The organism is Photobacterium makurazakiensis (assembly GCF_050336715.1).
GTDB classification, from domain to species: Bacteria; Pseudomonadota; Gammaproteobacteria; order Enterobacterales; family Vibrionaceae; genus Photobacterium; species Photobacterium makurazakiensis.
In genome coordinates, this window is record NZ_JAKJSJ010000043.1 from 44792 (window position 1) to 60531 (window position 15740).

Annotated in this window: 16 protein-coding genes and 1 riboswitch; of the genes, 4 read left to right on the forward strand and 12 right to left on the reverse strand. The window is 42.9% G+C overall.

The features are described 5' to 3' along the window. Nucleotides 1-10 precede the first annotated feature (10 nt). The 12 genes from L4D09_RS18790 to L4D09_RS18845 all read right to left on the reverse strand — a co-directional run bounded on the left by L4D09_RS18790 (nucleotide 11) and on the right by L4D09_RS18845 (nucleotide 11963). A complete protein-coding gene (locus tag L4D09_RS18790) occupies nucleotides 11-1174 on the reverse strand; it encodes an ABC transporter substrate-binding protein (protein WP_428459059.1) in 1164 nt (387 codons plus the stop codon). Between the two features lie 7 nt (nucleotides 1175-1181). Continuing rightward, nucleotides 1182-3416 carry a dihydrolipoyl dehydrogenase family protein gene (locus tag L4D09_RS18795; protein ID WP_428459060.1) on the reverse strand — a complete coding sequence of 745 codons (2235 nt, stop codon included), beginning with the start codon at nucleotides 3414-3416 and terminating at the stop codon, nucleotides 1182-1184. A gap of 16 nt (nucleotides 3417-3432) precedes the next feature. After that, nucleotides 3433-4017: a carboxymuconolactone decarboxylase family protein gene (locus L4D09_RS18800; RefSeq protein ID WP_428459061.1), complete on the reverse strand. Its 585-nt coding sequence runs from the start codon at nucleotides 4015-4017 to the stop codon at nucleotides 3433-3435. A gap of 157 nt (nucleotides 4018-4174) precedes the next feature. Beyond that, nucleotides 4175-4570: a hypothetical protein gene (locus tag L4D09_RS18805; protein WP_428459062.1), complete on the reverse strand. Its 396-nt coding sequence runs from the start codon at nucleotides 4568-4570 to the stop codon at nucleotides 4175-4177. 293 nt (nucleotides 4571-4863) lie between these two features. Next, nucleotides 4864-5454: a TfoX/Sxy family DNA transformation protein gene (locus L4D09_RS18810; RefSeq protein ID WP_428459063.1), complete on the reverse strand. Its 591-nt coding sequence runs from the start codon at nucleotides 5452-5454 to the stop codon at nucleotides 4864-4866. Between the two features lie 128 nt (nucleotides 5455-5582). Then, a riboswitch (cyclic di-GMP riboswitch) is annotated at nucleotides 5583-5687 on the reverse strand. Between the two features lie 204 nt (nucleotides 5688-5891). After that, nucleotides 5892-6905, reverse strand: a complete 1014-nt coding sequence (purR, locus tag L4D09_RS18815; protein WP_428459064.1) for an HTH-type transcriptional repressor PurR — start codon at nucleotides 6903-6905, stop codon at nucleotides 5892-5894. Nucleotides 6906-7358: 453 nt separating this feature from the next. Beyond that, complete coding sequence (locus L4D09_RS18820) at nucleotides 7359-8210, reverse strand: heme ABC transporter ATP-binding protein (RefSeq protein ID WP_428459065.1); 852 nt, start codon at nucleotides 8208-8210, stop codon at nucleotides 7359-7361. Further along, a complete protein-coding gene (locus tag L4D09_RS18825; RefSeq protein WP_428459066.1) occupies nucleotides 8207-9244 on the reverse strand; it encodes a FecCD family ABC transporter permease in 1038 nt (345 codons plus the stop codon). Before L4D09_RS18825 ends, L4D09_RS18820 begins: the two co-directional genes overlap by 4 nt. 17 nt (nucleotides 9245-9261) lie before the next feature. After that, on the reverse strand, nucleotides 9262-10098 hold the full coding sequence (locus L4D09_RS18830) for a heme/hemin ABC transporter substrate-binding protein (protein WP_428459067.1): 837 nt from the start codon (nucleotides 10096-10098) through the stop codon (nucleotides 9262-9264). Continuing rightward, nucleotides 10095-10517 (reverse strand): ExbD/TolR family protein, encoded by a 423-nt coding sequence (locus tag L4D09_RS18835; protein ID WP_428459068.1) that lies wholly within the window; start codon nucleotides 10515-10517, stop codon nucleotides 10095-10097. The genes L4D09_RS18830 and L4D09_RS18835 overlap by 4 nt, the downstream gene beginning before the upstream one ends. After that, complete coding sequence (locus L4D09_RS18840) at nucleotides 10514-11218, reverse strand: MotA/TolQ/ExbB proton channel family protein (RefSeq protein ID WP_428459069.1); 705 nt, start codon at nucleotides 11216-11218, stop codon at nucleotides 10514-10516. The genes L4D09_RS18835 and L4D09_RS18840 overlap by 4 nt, the downstream gene beginning before the upstream one ends. Nucleotides 11219-11237: 19 nt before the next feature. After that, nucleotides 11238-11963, reverse strand: a complete 726-nt coding sequence (locus tag L4D09_RS18845; RefSeq protein WP_428459070.1) for an energy transducer TonB — start codon at nucleotides 11961-11963, stop codon at nucleotides 11238-11240. 446 nt (nucleotides 11964-12409) lie between these two features. On the opposite strand from L4D09_RS18845, the gene hutW reads away from it, so the two are divergent. The 4 genes from hutW (at nucleotide 12410) to L4D09_RS18865 (ending at nucleotide 15519) form a co-directional block, all read left to right on the forward strand. Then, entirely contained in the window at nucleotides 12410-13780 is a 1371-nt protein-coding gene (gene hutW, locus L4D09_RS18850) for a heme anaerobic degradation radical SAM methyltransferase ChuW/HutW (RefSeq protein ID WP_428459071.1), read from the forward strand. Between the two features lie 48 nt (nucleotides 13781-13828). Continuing rightward, the gene (hutX, locus tag L4D09_RS18855) at nucleotides 13829-14356 is read left to right on the forward strand and encodes a heme utilization cystosolic carrier protein HutX (protein ID WP_428459072.1); all 528 of its coding nucleotides are present in this window, start codon (nucleotides 13829-13831) and stop codon (nucleotides 14354-14356) included. A gap of 2 nt (nucleotides 14357-14358) precedes the next feature. Beyond that, on the forward strand, nucleotides 14359-14916 hold the full coding sequence (gene hutZ, locus L4D09_RS18860) for a heme utilization protein HutZ (protein ID WP_428459073.1): 558 nt from the start codon (nucleotides 14359-14361) through the stop codon (nucleotides 14914-14916). A gap of 207 nt (nucleotides 14917-15123) precedes the next feature. Continuing rightward, the gene (locus L4D09_RS18865) at nucleotides 15124-15519 is read left to right on the forward strand and encodes a hypothetical protein (protein ID WP_428459074.1); all 396 of its coding nucleotides are present in this window, start codon (nucleotides 15124-15126) and stop codon (nucleotides 15517-15519) included. The last annotated feature ends 221 nt before the right edge of the window (nucleotides 15520-15740 follow it).

Consider the following 15740-nt stretch of genomic DNA (forward strand, 5'->3'; position numbering starts at 1 on the left):
TCTTCAATGTTTAGCTGCCGTAGCGTTTTTGCCACTCAAGCTCAATCGCGGTTATCCAACTTGGGTGAGGCTCGGGGATAGACTTAAACAAGGTAAATCCTTGAGCGCCACTTTTTTTCAAGACGTTTGGTTTTAACACTGATGGATCACCCCAAATAGCGGCGTCAGCTTTTCGAGCTTGTGCTTCTGGGCTTAGTAAGAAGTTGATAGTAACAAGTGATCCTGCTTTTGCCGTAGCGTTCCATGGTATTGCTAAGAAATGGATATTCGATAACGCACCTTGCTGAAAGGCATAGGTTTGTGCTGTTTCGACAAGATTACCATTTTCGATAGCAGCATTGGCGGCATTAGGGTTAAACGTAATTGCTAGTAATAGCTGTTGGTCATCAAGCAATTGAATTGTTTCACTCGTACCTGATGGGAAACGCAGACCTTGTTGCCATGCAACAGGGTGTAACTGATCTAAGTACGACCACAATGGTGCCGTGACGCCAACGAATTTACTTTTATCGAATGGCTCATAAAGTGCTGAGTTGTTATTTGATAGCTCAAGCAGTGCCGCTTTAAGAAAGCTACTGCCATGAAATTCTGGTGGCTGCGGGTAACTCACCTTACCAGGGAATGCTTTTGCAAGGCTCAGAAGCTCTGCAAAGTTTTGAGGCGGGTTATTCAGCGTGTGTTTGTCATGAATAAAGACGAGCTGACCAATCCCCCACGGTGCTTCCATGCCGTTTGTTGGCTCGGTAAAGTCTTCATCAATAGGTAATGAGGTATCAACGAACTGCCAATTGGGCAGACGCTGCGTAAATGGTCCGTGTAGCAGGTTATTATGTTTCATCGAACGGAAGTTCTCACCGTTTAACCATACAAGGTCAACACTACCTGCTTGGTTTTTACCTGCGGTTTTTTCAGCTAGCAGTCTTTGAGTCGTTTCGGCAATATCTGCAACTTTGACGTGTTTTAAATTGATGCCATATTGTGTCTTTAGCTGACGGCTTGCCCAGCGAAGATAGTTATTAATCTCTTGGCTACCGCCCCATGCATTAAAGTAAACCGTTTGCCCTTCCGCTTCCGCCAATGTCTGCTGCCATTGAGTGTCGTCAGTGGTTTTATCGGCAGCAATTGAGAAGCTAGTGGTTAGCGCAAGCGCTAACCCTAGAATAGTTTTTTTCATATAGTCCCTATTTATCCTTGAGCGGCGCTTCTTCGGTTGGTTTTACTGTTGCATTTGTTTGCATGGTATCAGTTTGGATAGCTGGTTTCTCGTTTCGCATCCAAGTATGGTACTTTTTAACGAGAGCCAGTAAGCCTTTGGGCGCATTGGCTTGTTTCCAAACTCCCGCTGTATATTTTGTTGCTTCACTCATGGTTGGGTAAGGATGAATTGTCCCTAATATTTTGTTGAGCCCCAAACCGTGGCGCATCGCAAGAGTAAACTCAGCCAGCATTTCACCAGCATTATGACCAACAATGGTAACGCCGAGAATTTTGTCTTTACCTTTGGGGGTAATGACTTTTATAAATCCATGATCTTCACCATCAGTAATGGCACGATCTAAGTCATCAATACCGTAAGTTGTCACATCGAACTGAAGACCTTGCTGCTGGGCTTCTTTTTCATTAATTCCAACTCGTGCCACTTCAGGTGAGGTATAAGTTGCAGCAGGCAAGACAGAGTAATCAGCTTTGAACTTTTTCACATTGCCAAATAAGCCATTAACTGCGGCATACCATGCCTGATGTGCTGCTGCATGTGTTAATTGGAATGGGCCAGAGACATCGCCAACGGCAAATATATTTGGGTATTTGGTTTGTAGGTATTCGTTAACTTCGACAGTACCTCGTTCTGAGGTTGTTATCCCGAGCTCTTCTAAGCCAAAGCCCTGTACATTGGCTACGCGACCCAGTGCTAACAGAACGACATCAAATTCAACACTCAGCTCATCACCATTGGCTGCCTGTAAGTAGACTCGTTGAATTTCAATCCCTTTTTCGTCTGTTACTTTTTCGAATCTAGATGCACGGTGGCCTGTCATTATCGTGACACCGTCTTTCTCCATTTGTAACTTAACTTGCTCGGCGGCATCGAAATCCTCTCGGATCAAGACTTGTTCCGCCATTTCAATGAGTGTGACCTGACTACCAAGGCGACGGAAGCTCTGCGCTAATTCACAGCCAATTGGACCGCCGCCAAGCACTACCATGTGCTTAGGCTGCTCTTGCAGCTGCCAAATAGTATCTGAAGTCAGATAGTTTACTGATTCTAACCCTTCAATTGTTGGCACTAATGGACGCGCACCTGTGGCGATCACAATATTACGCGTAGTAATGCGTTCACCGTTTACCTCTACCTCCCAAGGCGACAAGATAGTGGCTTCACCGCTAATACAATTCACACCAAGCTTAGAGTAACGTTCAACAGAGTCGTGAGGTTCAATTTTAGCGATAACATTATGAATTCGTCCCATCACTTGTTTGAAGTCAACCTGAGTCACGCTGGTGGTAATGCCAAATTCATGAGATCGAGAGATTTCAGCCATAGTATGCGCAGCACGAATGATGGCTTTTGATGGTACACACCCCGTATTTAAGCAGTCTCCTCCCATTTTATGACGCTCAATGAGTGTTACTTCCGCCTTTACAGCAGCAGCAATGTAAGAGCTGACAAGACCGCCAGCTCCCGCGCCGATAACAACCATATTTTGGTCAAATGAAGATGGCTTTTCCCATTGGGCGTAAACGCGGCGTTTTTGAATAATACTCATCACGGCTTTGGCAATTAACGGAAAAACACCCAGTAAAGCGAGCGAGATAATAACAGGGGCAGAGATAATACCGCTTAGTGTGTCTATCTGGCCGAGCTGGGTACCTGCATTAATATAGACTGCCGTTCCGGCTAACATACCAACCTGACTCACAAGGTAAAACATCTTAGTGCTGATAGGGGTTAAACCCATAAGCAAGTTAACTAAGAAGAAAGGAAAAATAGGGATTAACCGTAGTGTAAAGAGGTAAAACGGTCCGTCTTTTTTTATGCCTGCGTTAATCGGTGCCAAGCGGTGACCAAATTTACTCTGGACCCAATCTCGAAGAATAAAACGGCTGAATAAAAAAGCCAGTGTCGCACCGATAGTACTGGCGAATGAAATAAGCAGTAAACTCCACCAAAAGCCAAATAAAGCGGCTCCAAGAAGCGTCATGATGGCTGCGCCAGGAAGCGATAACGCTGTTACCAATACATAGAGGCTAAAAAAGACCAAGCTCGAAAATAACGGACTGGTGGTTATCGTATCTTGTAGGGCTAGCTGTTGGTTTTTTGCGTATTCTAACGTAAAGTACTGGCCTAAATCGAAGGCAAACCATACGCCGAGTAGGGACGCAACGATAGCGAGTAAAACTATTTTTTTTCTATCCATGTAATTCGCTCCTAATCTATTGCTTTGATAACGACGATGATTTCTCTTTTACCGTATCGGGTTGTATCGGTAGCGAACAAAATCCTTGCTCAGGCACGTCAAGCGCAGTATTGAACTTCGCGGAGAGGTTCTGGAAAGAAATGAGGGCGGTGAGCTCTACAATGGTGTCTTCGTCATACCACTGTTTAAGTGTTTCGAGTATCTCTGCTGTGACACGTTGACCTGTAATTGTCATTGTTTCTGTGTAGCGTAATACTGCTTGTTCTTGCTCATCAAATAATTCACTGTGCTGCCAGTTAGCGAGCGCTTTTATTTTTTCTTCTGAATCACAACGCTCAGCTAACTTCATGCCATTAGCATCAACACAAAATGCGCAGTCATTGAGTTGAGAGACCCTGACGCAAACTAATGAGCGCATGATGGGTGATAACGGAGAAGAGCGACGATCAAGATAGCCAAAGAAACTAGCAACCAGCCAAAAAAGGGTAGGCTTACGCCCCCATAAGAGCGCTGGGTTTAGTACTTTGCCGAAATGGCGCTTTTGAAGCCAAAGTAGCGGCTTTATGGTAATGGAATAGTTTTTTTTGGCTGAAATGCGCACGATCACCTCTTAATATTAGGAATACTTTTTATGCCACAATGGGTATATAACCTGACCATGAGCAATGATTACTCAAATTATCAGATAGATATGAGACAAAGACCTAATTAAGAGCTGAATTATTTCACTGAGTGATGAAAAAAGTGAATTTAGCCGTTTAGTTGATTATTAATTGAACGGGACGGTCATGCTGAGCTTGGGTGACTATTTTATTGGGTTGTGGGGACGTAAAAAGAATATAGCCACAGGCTAAAATCGGAACAACAGCAAGTAGCATTGTTTTACCAATATGGTAGTTACGATACCAATACTTTTTTGAACGTATTTTTAATAGTAGTCCCCATGTAAGGAGAAGGGCGTTAAAGCCTGAAACGTAAACAAGTACATCGTACATCATTGGCATTGAGGCAATGTTGTTATGGATAAGAATGAGGACAATGACAGGGGGAAGTAAACTGAGTAGTACGCATAGCTTCATTAGCCGAGGCCATTTACCAAACTTATCCTTGAACATTTGATCCGTTTGTCCGGGAAAAGGCTTGGTGCAGTTCATAATAACCTCCGTAAATAGATGCTGTTATTTTACGAGCTTTATAAAGTAAAGAAAGCTTGTTGAGTGTTTTGTAAACAGCTTTGTGAGGCAATTCAATCTTTCAGATTTACTGACAATTAATTGTCATTCATGGGGTGTACGAAGCAATCTGAACGTGCGGTCAACGTATCTAAACGTCTAGCTATGCTATGGAGTTTATAATAATGAGAAGTAGTAATAGAAAGCAGCAATACCACAAACGATGCATTAACAAGAGGTGTATCATCACCTCTTGTTAATGGTACTAAGCAGGGTTAACTAAGCTTTGAAAGAAGTTCTGAGCGGCGGTCTTGTGGAATCACTGACCAATGCTTACCACTAATTGCACCTTCTAAAGCCCATAAAAGATCAATGCTTACCGTACCTTGATGGGTATCTTGCAATGCTCTAAAAGCATTCAAAGAACCGGCTTCAAATAGGGCGTCGACACTGATAATCCCAGCTTTTTTAAGCATACGTTCGTTTGCTAGCCGTAAGTTAGGTAGATCCTTTATACGTTCAGGTCCTGCCTTACTTTTTGTTTCTTTGTCTTCTTTTGCCGCTTCAAGAGAGCGCTTAGCTTGGCTAAGTATTTTAGTTGTGTCTTCCCACCATTCATCTGGAATTGCAAAATGCTTGGTAACAACAGGAAATCCACGTTTCTTATAAATATATGGCTTTAAGCCTGCCTGTTTAAAATCTTGTTCGTTTTCAGCATTGGCACGAAGATGAAGTTTGTCGTTAACAACGAGTGCAAACATTGTTTCACCTGCGAATATGCCAAATCCGCCAAACATCGAGCGTGATTTTACGTTGTTGAAACAACTAAACAGTCGTAATGAATTTTTAAGTACTGGTTTGTCCATGCTTCTTCTCGGTGAAAAAAATCTAGGGTCACCTAACAACAGAGCGAGGATTTCAGATTAGCAAAATTAACAAAAGAGTAATGTCAGAATCATGTAAAATATGACGCCTGATCACTATTGCTATATCCATCGGCAACCCCGCTACCTTAAGTCGAACTAGTTATTGAAAACTATGGACTCTTAGGCCGGAAGCTTTGCGTCCCAATCTTTCGAAAGGTTTGCCTTGTTCGTGACTGTTTAAGAATATCGCAGAAGCAAAATTTGAACCTGCTCCCACTTTTAATAGCGTGACCTTGCTCCCATAAATTATTTTATCTTGTATTTATTTAATTATAAAAAACACCCAAAGTTGAGTGTTTATTCTAATAAGGCATAGGGATAAGACTAAAAAAACGGAGGAAAAGCCTCCGTTTCTATCTCGAGTGATTATTGGCTTGTTACGAATTGGTGTTTCGGTTTATCACTGACTTTCTAATCACAAGCTCTGGTATCATTTCAAATATACGGTGCTCATGCTCTTTATCTTTCACTCGCTCCAACAGAATTTCGATAGCTGTTTTACCAAGACGGCGCTTAGGCTGGTGAATAGTGGTTAGCGGTGGAGAAAAGTACGGTGCTAAATCAATATTATCGTAGCCGATAATTGAAATATCTTCAGGTACACGAATACCAGCTTGTGAAAATGTACTGATCATGCCCATCGCCATGATGTCATTGAAGCAAAAGATCGCCGTTGGACGTTTGTCCATTGCAATGATCTTGTTAGCGGCTTCAACTGCAGATTCACATTCAAAATCGCCTTCTAAAATCCAATCTGATTCGACTTCCAGCTCGGCTTCTGACATGGCTTTTTTAAAGCCTTTTAAGCGTTCACGACAAGCTGTTTTATCACTGTGACCTGTTAAGCAACCGATAGCTTTATGCCCATGCTCAATGAAGAACTTAGTCGCAACATAGCCGCCTAACGCAGCATTATCTTGAATTTTATCTGTATGAGGGCTTTCTGGTCCCCAATCCATGACAACCATAGGCAAGTCTTTTTGGCGCTCTAATAGACCGAGTAGGTTTTCATCCAAGTCTGAGCACATGACCAACAAACCATCAACGCGTTTTTCAGCCAGCATGCGTAAATAATCACGTTGCTTCTCAAGGTTACCTTCTGTGTTGCATAAGATAAGCGTGTAACCAGCACCGTAACAGTACTCTTCAACACCGTGTACGACTTCAGCAAAGAAAGGGTTGGTCGATTTTGTAACCAACATGCCAATAGTACGGGTTGTGTTGCATTTTAAGCTACGCGCCACAGCACTCGGAGCGTAGTTTAGCTCGTCAACTGCAGACAGTACTTTTTTCTGCGTTGCTTCTGCGACAAATCGCGTTTTGTTAATCACGTGAGAGACGGTGGTTGTAGAGACACCAGCCATACGTGCAACATCTTTAATCGTTGCCATATTTATTCTTCTAATAATAAGGGTCAAATGACCTAGGTAATTTTAAGCTTTACTCAATAGAGTAGTGCACTGCTAAAACAGTTCACTGTTCTGTTGAGTACAGATAACAGAAACGACAAAAGGCCGCGACACGAATGGGCGGCTTCGTTTCTTATAGTATTCATATTCTATCGCGATTACAGGGTTTCAATTGTTGCATAGTGTAATCGCTTGCGCTCTCATTTTACTCAGTGTAGCAAAGAGTGCAATGTTTCTTGTCTTAATAAATCAGGATTATTTATGGATAAGAACGAATTGGTTTATTTATAACCAGTTATAAATCTGGTGAATTGTTCTGCTAAAGATGAAACGGTAAGTTTATAAAGCCTTTTTAGTTTGATTAAGAAGGCTTTAAGGCAAATGAAGTAGAATGAAAAAAGAGCTATTTTTGGTTTGTTTAACAACAATTTGCCGTTAAATAGCCAGTTTTAATGTTGATTTGGGCTCTTCAATTTCGTGGCTGGAGGTTGCGAGCACAATAGGGTAATTATCGATTGGGTGCTGTGTAATGCAAACAGGCCAACCATAAACGCGTTCGATCGTTTCCTCTGTTAAAGCGTCCTTCGGGCAACCATCAGCTTGAATTCTTCCCTCATTAAGAATGACTAAACGGTCTGCATATTGCGCTGCTAAATTTAAATCGTGAATCACTATGATCACCGCAGCCCCAGACTTCGCTAACGACTTTGCGACTTGAAGGGTTTTATGTTGATGCGCTAAATCGAGTGCTGATGTTGGCTCATCAAGCATCAGAATACACTGCTCACCAGCGCGACTGAGTTGAGTCAGTACCCGTGCAAAGTGCACGCGCTGTTTTTCTCCTCCAGAGAGCGTAGGGTATAGGCGACAACTCAAATTTGTGACATCGACTTGAGCCATTTTATCTTTAGCAAGACTTACCGTTTCTCGATTGGTCAGCGCTAAGGGGAGACCACCCAGCTCAACAACTTCTTGCGCGGTAAAGGCGAAGGTTAGGTTACTATGCTGAGGCAACACACCAAGGTGTTTTGCGAGTTCAGCTGGTGGCCAAGCGGCACGGTTTTTACCAAAAAAGGAAACATGGCCTGTAGACTCTTGTTCACCACATAATACTTTCAAGAGGGTGCTTTTACCTGCACCGTTAGGACCTAGCAAGGCGGTAAGTTCACCACTTTTGATCTGAATAGCTAAATCATCAAGTAGTACTTTATCACCCAATTTAAGGTTAAGCCCTGAAGCATCAATAGCATATCCTGTTTCAACGCTATTTTTTGTCATCAAGTTCATGACATTTTCCCTTTTTGTTTTACGAGCAGGAAGATAAAGAAGGGCGCGCCGAGTAGGGCTGTAATTATCCCAACAGGCAGTTCAGCCGGTGCAACTGCGATACGTGCAAGCATATCGGCAACCAAAAGAATTAATGCGCCAAGCAGAGCAGATAATGGTAAGAGCACTTTATGATTAGGCCCTACGAGCATTCGACCAAGATGGGGGACGATTAAGCCAACAAAACCAATCACACCGGTGAGTGAAACAGCAATACCAACACCTGCAGCGCAAAGTAAAATCAGTAACCTTTTCAGTGTTTGTACATTAACCCCCATATGTTTTGCTTCTGCTTCTCCGAGCAAAAAGGCGTTGAGTGCATTGGCGTTGCGATCAAACATAAACATCAGTACGCCAAGAGTAATATAGGAAAGCGTGATGCCAGGCCAAGTTGCCCCTGCAAGTGATCCCATGCTCCACAGTGATAAATCTCGTAGGGCTTGGTCGTCAGCGTAATAATTCATCAGGCCAAGTGCAGCACCTGATAGTGCCCCGATAGCCACACCAGCCAGAAGCATCACTGTTACAGAAGTACCGTTTTTGTCTGTGCCTAAGTAATAGACAAAAAAGGTACTGAAAGCCCCGCCTAAAAAAGCAAAAACGGGAACGGTGGCTAGTGTTAACAACAAAGGAAATGATGCGGCAAGCGGAGCAAAAAACACAATAGCTAATGCCGCGCCTAAGCTCGCTCCTCCTGAAACGCCGATAATACCTGGGTCGGCGAGGGGGTTACGGAATAGCCCCTGCATAACAGCACCACATAGCGCTAATATCGCACCAATTGCCATTCCAAGTAATGTTCTCGGTAAACGAATTTGGTTAATTACAATTTGTATATGTTGGGGCAGATCCGATTGCCAAGGCATTAAGGCTTTGAAACTATCAGTGAAGGTGATTGCCATCGGACCGATGACTACTGATGATGTAATGGCAAGCAACAGCAGTACGAGGCCAGTTGGAAAAATAATACGTGTCGGAATACGGTATAACTGCATAGTAATAAATGCTTATATTAATTTGGATAGAAAACGGTGTTTAAACGTTCAGCTTCGCTTAAACTTTTCAGCCCCAAACCGCCAATTAGGGCAGTACCATCGATCATGGCGAGGGCTTTGTTTTGACCTGCGGGTGTTGCGGCGAGTAAAGGCATTTGTTTAAGCAGCTCATCAGCTGAACCGATTTTACTCATGGTACGCGAACTTAGGAGAATGATATCAGGCTGCATTTCCACCATTGATTCCAGTGAAATAGGCTTATAAGACTCGACGGCATCTGCTGCTGGGTTGATTGCACCTGCAAGGCGAATTACGGTGTCTGCAGTAGTGTTGCGGCCAGCAACATTGGCTGGGCGACCTTCGTGGATCATCAGGAAAAGTACTTTCTTTTTGTTATCTTGAGTCGCTAGGTTGGCATTAATGGCAGTGACTTTTCCCTTCACCTCGTTTTTTAATGCTTTTGCCTTGCTTGAGGTATCTGTTAGTTCGCCGACTTGATCTATACGCACCATTAAATCTTCAACGGTTTCACCAGAGTTAAGCACATCTACTATGATCCCCGCTTGCTTGAGCAAATCAAGTGTGGTCTGCGGCCCCATTTCATTTGAACCGAGTAGGCGGGTCGGGGTGAGCGCGATAAGGCTTTCAGCAGAAAGCTGACGGTGGTAGCCCAGAACTGGCATATCGTCATCGACCATTGATTTACTGGTTACGTCGACAGCAACAAGTTGTTCTTGAGCATCCATGGCATTAATGATTTCTGTAATCGCAGCACCAGCACTGATAATGCGCTCACTTGCGAAGGTAGATGTAGCGGCAAAAAACAATATAGTTGCCAAAGTGAAACGCTTCATGATTTGTCCTCTTCCATTAATAGCTGGGTTGCTTTGATGTCGTTTTGTTGCAAGAAAGCGAGTAGTTTGAGCATGTTTTCTACCGATCCAGCCTTGTCTGCACCAATGACAACAGGCTTGTCAGGACTAGCTTTAACTTCTTTTAGTAGAGCAGCATTAAAGGCATCCCAATTATCGAATTCATTGCCTTGAAGTGCCCAATAAGGAGGGGCTGCGGTAATGTTGACTGTAATAGGATCAGATTCGGTTTCTTGTAATGCTTGAGTTTCTGTTTGCGGTAACTCGACATCAAGTGATTGTAATTTCACACTTGCAGTAAGAAGCAGAAATACCATGACGATGAAAATGATATCCAGCAAGGGAGTTAAATCCGGTTTTAACTCATCGCTGTCAGCAACACTTTGGTGGGTTCGGATCATACCTCGACCTCTGGTTGTTCAGTCTTAATGGCATGTTGCTGAGGCGTTAGCTGTTTTGGGTCGCAGGTAGGGTCGAGTGATAAGCCTTCTAGCCATAAGTTACAGTGGTTAAGGCTATGCTCGAGCTTGGCTGTCACGTTATCGGCCCATAAACCTAACAATTGCGCGCCAGTTATCGCTGGTAAAGCAATTAATAGCCCAGCGGCGGTTGTCCGCATTGCAAGACCAAGGCCGTCAGCTAAGTCGTTAGGCGTGACAGCACCTGTGCTCATGGCAATGCCTTTAAACATATCAATTAGGCCGAGAACAGTACCAAGTAAGCCAAGTAATGGACTGATCACACCAATTAAGCCCAATAGACGTAAGCCAGAACGTAATTGAGTCCGCTTTTGTTGTAGCCAGATCCCAGCGGCATCTTCGCGAAGTGCCTTGGTAAAGTGACGGTGAGAAATAAGCATTGAAACGCCCTTAAATAGTAAAGGTCGCTTCGATTTAAGATCGCTAGCAAGTGCTTCTAGACTGCTTTCATCGTTACGGTTATATGTTGTCAAAATCACATTGATTTTACTACGACCGACACCCGTGCAGAGGAGTACTTGAACACAACGTTCAATAAGGATCATGACGGTTAGGGCTGAACACAGTAGTAAAGGTACTGTCATTAAACCAAATTGGTTTTGTAGGGAGTGAAACATTTCCATAAGAGAATCCAATTAATATTTAATCCAATTTAAATCGAACAGGGATTTGTACGCGATGGGCAATGGCTTGACCATCAACTACGTGTGATGAAAATCGCCACCTTTGAATGGCTTTCAGTGCTGCTTCGTCTAATACAACTGTGCCTGATGAATGGACTAAGCTGTGTCTAACTTGCTTACCTTTCTCGTCAATCCAAACTTCGACAAGTACCTGACCTTCTAACCCACGTCGTTTAGCTATTCGTGGGTATTTAACTGGGCTAGGTCTTGTCGCAAAAGTCGGTTTACTCACCAGCTTGGGTGAGTTGTTTACGCCTGAGGCTATTTCTGATTTAGGCTGCTTTTTTTCTGGTTCTTTTTCTGAAGCTGGCGATTTTTTCTCGACAATCGGTTGTTTAACTATTTGCTTCTCCACCTTTTCAACAGGCTTAGGTGGCATTTTCTTCGTTATTGGTTGGGTAGTTTTCTTCGGTTCAGGCTTTTGCTCCGGCTGTGTTTTCTTCACCAGTTTTTTTACTTCAGTTTCTTCTTTTACTGGTTGTGGTGCCGACTGTGGTATCGGTGGTGGCTCACTTACTGCTGGTGCTGACTGAGGAGTAGGCGCTGAAACTAAGTTGAGTGACACTTTGGTGGAGTCGACACCCATAGGCATAGCCATAACCATTTGGTTAGGTATTGCAGAAAGCAAAACACTGTGTAAAGCGACAGAAATTGCGCCAGCGATGACATATCTCTTAGTGTTCACGAGAAACCCCTAATCATGCACGAAAGTGCTACACGTTCTTGTTATTGAATGACTAATAGTTATTAAGTGCTTTGTTATTAATAACCGTAATCAAGAATGGTTCTCATTATCCACGTAATCGAAATAATATCAATTATCATTTGCAATATTATTTACAGGTGATTATGATTTAACGCAAATAATAGTGCTTCTCATTCTCTTATGGGCGGGAGTTCTTAACTGAGGTTGAAGAAGCACGACAACAAGGGCTAAGCCCATTAGAAAGTAGTCATGCACGTATGCTCAACGTGGCATCAGGTAATACCCAGTGATTTGGGTATATTGGCGTGTTGCCAAATGATTTTTAGCCTGGTGGAAGACAAACTGGCAGTTGCGATACCCACTAAAAAATAAATCGGTATTGCCCTGTTAAGGAGGAGCTAGTCAGGCTAGCTCAAAAGTTATAGATGAATGAACAGCAACCAATAAATCCTGAAATACTGACAGAAGATGTGATTGGTAAACATACTCCCGATCCGCTTCGTTATGCATTTGCTAACAAACGCTCAGCACATGCTGGTGGAATGAGTGCAATGGTCGCTGAAGATCAGCGCCAGATATTAGCGACAGATGCCTTGTCGGAGATACCTGAAGCCCCGAAAAGTCGTTGCCTTTATATTCATATTCCGTTTTGCCGCGTTCGTTGTACGTATTGCAACTTTTTCCAATACGCGTCTAGCCAAAAGCTGATTGAAGATTATTTCGAAGCCTTAATGGTTGAGCTTAAAACTAAAGCAGCAATGCCTTGGACTCAAGCAGCTCCTTTCCGTGCGGTATATGTTGGTGGTGGTACACCAACTGATTTAAGTGCTGAACAGATCATGCGTTTAGGCAAAATGGTTCGATCTCATTTCCCACTTGCGACCGATTGTGAAATTACGCTTGAGGGACGCATTAACCGTTTTGACGATCGGATGTTTGAATCGGCATTGGAGGGAGGGTTTAATCGATTTTCATTTGGTGTGCAGAGCTTTGATACCACGGTACGTCGCAAAGCCAAGCGACTAGATGATCGCGAACCAGTACTTGAGCGAATTCAGGCATTGAGTGCAACGAATGCTGCACCAATTGTTATCGATTTACTGTTTGGCCTTCCTTATCAAGATATGGCTGTGTGGCAGCAAGATTTAAATGATTTCCTTGATAGCGGTGCCCATGGTGTGGATTTATACCAGCTGATTGAGATGGGTGGGACGCCGATGAAGGGAATGGTTGAGAACGGTAAGCTGCCAGAGCCTGCCGACACGCCAGCGAAAGCATCGATGTTTGAATATGGCGTTAACTTTATGGCCAAGCATCACCTACGTCGACTTAGTGGTAACCATTGGGCAAGAGATAACCGCGAGCGCAGTATTTATAACAGCTTGGCGAAGACTTCTGCTGAAGTGCTGCCATTAGGGGCTGGTGCTGGTGGTAATGTCGGTGGTTATGGACTCATGCAGCACCGTACGCTTGATGCTTATATTGAGTCGATTAAAAAGGGTGACTTGCCCTTAGCAATGATGACTAAGTCCTCATCGCAAGCAGCTCTGCACTCAGAAATTAAAGCAAGCTTTGATCGCGGATTTTTGTCAGCTCGTGAATTTGAATATAAATTTAAGCAAGACATTTTTGTTGTATGCATGCCGTTATTTAAAGCTTGGCAGAAAAATGGTTTGGTTAAAATTGAAGACGGTTACTTGTCATTGACTCTGGCTGGAACATTCTGGTCGGTTACGCTTGCTCAGTCGATGATCCAAGTCTTACAACAACATAATATGAACAAGATTGCTGCTTAGCAGCCACCCAAATTTTGAAATGTACACTGAAGTACTAGGAGATACATTGTGTTTGAGAAAATCTCATTTGATGCGCTGAAATCACAGGTTGCTGAGCAGCTTGAGGCTGACCCAAAACTGCACGCTATGGCGATTGCCGAGATGCTTGGGGTAACAGAGGGTGAAGTGGTCATGGCATTCCCAGAAGATCTGGTGGTTGCCACTTCTGGTGAAAAGGCACAAGCTATCCTAGAAGATCTACCGAACTGGGGGCCTGTAACGACGATTGTTCATTCAATGAGTTCGATATTTGAAGTGAAAGCACCGTTTCCAAAAGGCAAGGAAGCGCGTGGCTACTATAACTTAATGGGCAAAGATGGTGAGCTACATGGTCACCTACGCTTAGACTTAGTGACAGACATTGCATTAGTTAGCAAGCCATTTATGGGACAAGAAAGTTACTTCATTGGCTTTTTTGCGCAAGGTGGTGAGTGTGTATTTAAGGTCTACCTAGGCCGTGATAAAAAACGTCAGTTATTCCCTGAGCAAGTTGAAAAATTCAAGCAACTAAAACAAGCGTTCCACGGAGAAAAATAATAATGAGTCAAGTAAAGCAAGAGCGCCTTCAAAACCGTTTGGGCCCTGAAATTAAAGAGTTTCGTGAAGCTTGCCAAACTATTCAGTTGGCAACTGTAGATGCAGATGGTAAGCCTAATGTCAGCTATGCGCCTTTTGCATTGCTCGATGATGGTTACTATGTACTGATCAGTCAAATCGCAAAGCATGCTCGTAACTTGTTAGCTAACCCGCAAGTGTCGTTGATGATGATTGAAGACGAAGCAACATCAAAAACGATTTATGCGCGTAAGCGCCTTACGTTTGAAGCCAATGTTGTGGTTGTAGAACGTGAAACTGAAAAATGGCTTGAAGCTGTTGCTTCATTAAAGGGGCGTTTTGGTGACATTATTGACGGGTTAAGCGGCTTAGAAGATTTTAAAATGTTCCGTTTTGAACCAACTCAAGGCTTGTTCGTGAAAGGCTTTGGGCAGGCTTTCCAAGTAAGTGGGGATGACTTAGTTGACTTTGTTCACTTACAAGAAGGCCATAAGCGCATTAAAGATGGCAGTGAAATAACAGAACCAACAGAAGAGCTGTAATGACTATCGTACTACGTAAGCAAATACAGTAGTACAATACAGCCCAACAATAGATTAAACAGCCTAGGGATGCTCACCTAGGCTGTTGTCGTTGTAAGGGCGCTGGCGGATAGTATTGATCGTGATCATCTTCTATTTTTTCAATACTTGATGAAGCAGAAATTCGTGTGATAATTAGACTAACGAAAACTATAAATGGATAAAGTTATGTCAGATGATACGAATAAGGGTGTTCGGTTCGCGTATATCGCTAGTTTTTTAACGCCTTTAACCTTGATGATCTCAGGTATTGTTGCGGTGATTTATTCAGCCTACAAACTTAATAAGTGCAATGATGAGCTTAGCTACAGTCATTACTACACCATAATTCGAACGTTCTTTTTGTTCTTTACTTTTTTTATCGTGTTAGGTGTAACTGCTGCAACGACAACAGGAATGATTGCAGGGGCAGAGTATTGGGTATACAGCCCTATGTTACATAAAGTGCTGCAAGCTATCCCTGTTGTGGGTCTTGTGATTGCGGCTTTGGCTATTGTTAAGTGGTTTCTTCAGCATATTAAAGGTATGAAGCTACTTAAAGAAAATCAGCCGATGGATCTATAATTTAACTATTAATGTAAACAGTTGATTTTTTGAAAGCCGGTGTTTATGCATCGGCTTTTTATTATTACGCTCAATTTAATACGATAACATTTATCGTATTAATCAATTTTTCTTACCGACTTACAAAAACAAATATCATTTTGATATCTATATTTAAAATGAACCATCAAAGACTGTTACCAATTAGTTAAATTAAATAATTATTTTGGTTGGTAGTATTA

Excerpts from the sequence above, each read along its gene's own strand:
- L4D09_RS18790 (WP_428459059.1), bottom strand. The coding sequence starts at position 1,174 with ATGAAAAAAACTATTCTAGGGTTAGCGCTTGCGCTAACCACTAGCTTC.
- L4D09_RS18795 (WP_428459060.1), bottom strand. The coding sequence starts at position 3,416 with ATGGATAGAAAAAAAATAGTTTTACTCGCTATCGTTGCGTCCCTACTC.
- L4D09_RS18805 (WP_428459062.1), bottom strand. The coding sequence starts at position 4,570 with ATGAACTGCACCAAGCCTTTTCCCGGACAAACGGATCAAATGTTCAAG.
- L4D09_RS18810 (WP_428459063.1), bottom strand. The coding sequence starts at position 5,454 with ATGGACAAACCAGTACTTAAAAATTCATTACGACTGTTTAGTTGTTTC.
- purR (WP_428459064.1), bottom strand. The coding sequence starts at position 6,905 with ATGGCAACGATTAAAGATGTTGCACGTATGGCTGGTGTCTCTACAACC.
- L4D09_RS18820 (WP_428459065.1), bottom strand. The coding sequence starts at position 8,210 with ATGAACTTGATGACAAAAAATAGCGTTGAAACAGGATATGCTATTGAT.
- L4D09_RS18825 (WP_428459066.1), bottom strand. The coding sequence starts at position 9,244 with ATGCAGTTATACCGTATTCCGACACGTATTATTTTTCCAACTGGCCTC.
- L4D09_RS18830 (WP_428459067.1), bottom strand. The coding sequence starts at position 10,098 with ATGAAGCGTTTCACTTTGGCAACTATATTGTTTTTTGCCGCTACATCT.
- L4D09_RS18835 (WP_428459068.1), bottom strand. The coding sequence starts at position 10,517 with ATGATCCGAACCCACCAAAGTGTTGCTGACAGCGATGAGTTAAAACCG.
- L4D09_RS18840 (WP_428459069.1), bottom strand. The coding sequence starts at position 11,218 with ATGGAAATGTTTCACTCCCTACAAAACCAATTTGGTTTAATGACAGTA.
- hutW (WP_428459071.1), top strand. The coding sequence starts at position 12,410 with ATGAATGAACAGCAACCAATAAATCCTGAAATACTGACAGAAGATGTG.
- hutZ (WP_428459073.1), top strand. The coding sequence starts at position 14,359 with ATGAGTCAAGTAAAGCAAGAGCGCCTTCAAAACCGTTTGGGCCCTGAA.
- L4D09_RS18865 (WP_428459074.1), top strand. The coding sequence starts at position 15,124 with ATGTCAGATGATACGAATAAGGGTGTTCGGTTCGCGTATATCGCTAGT.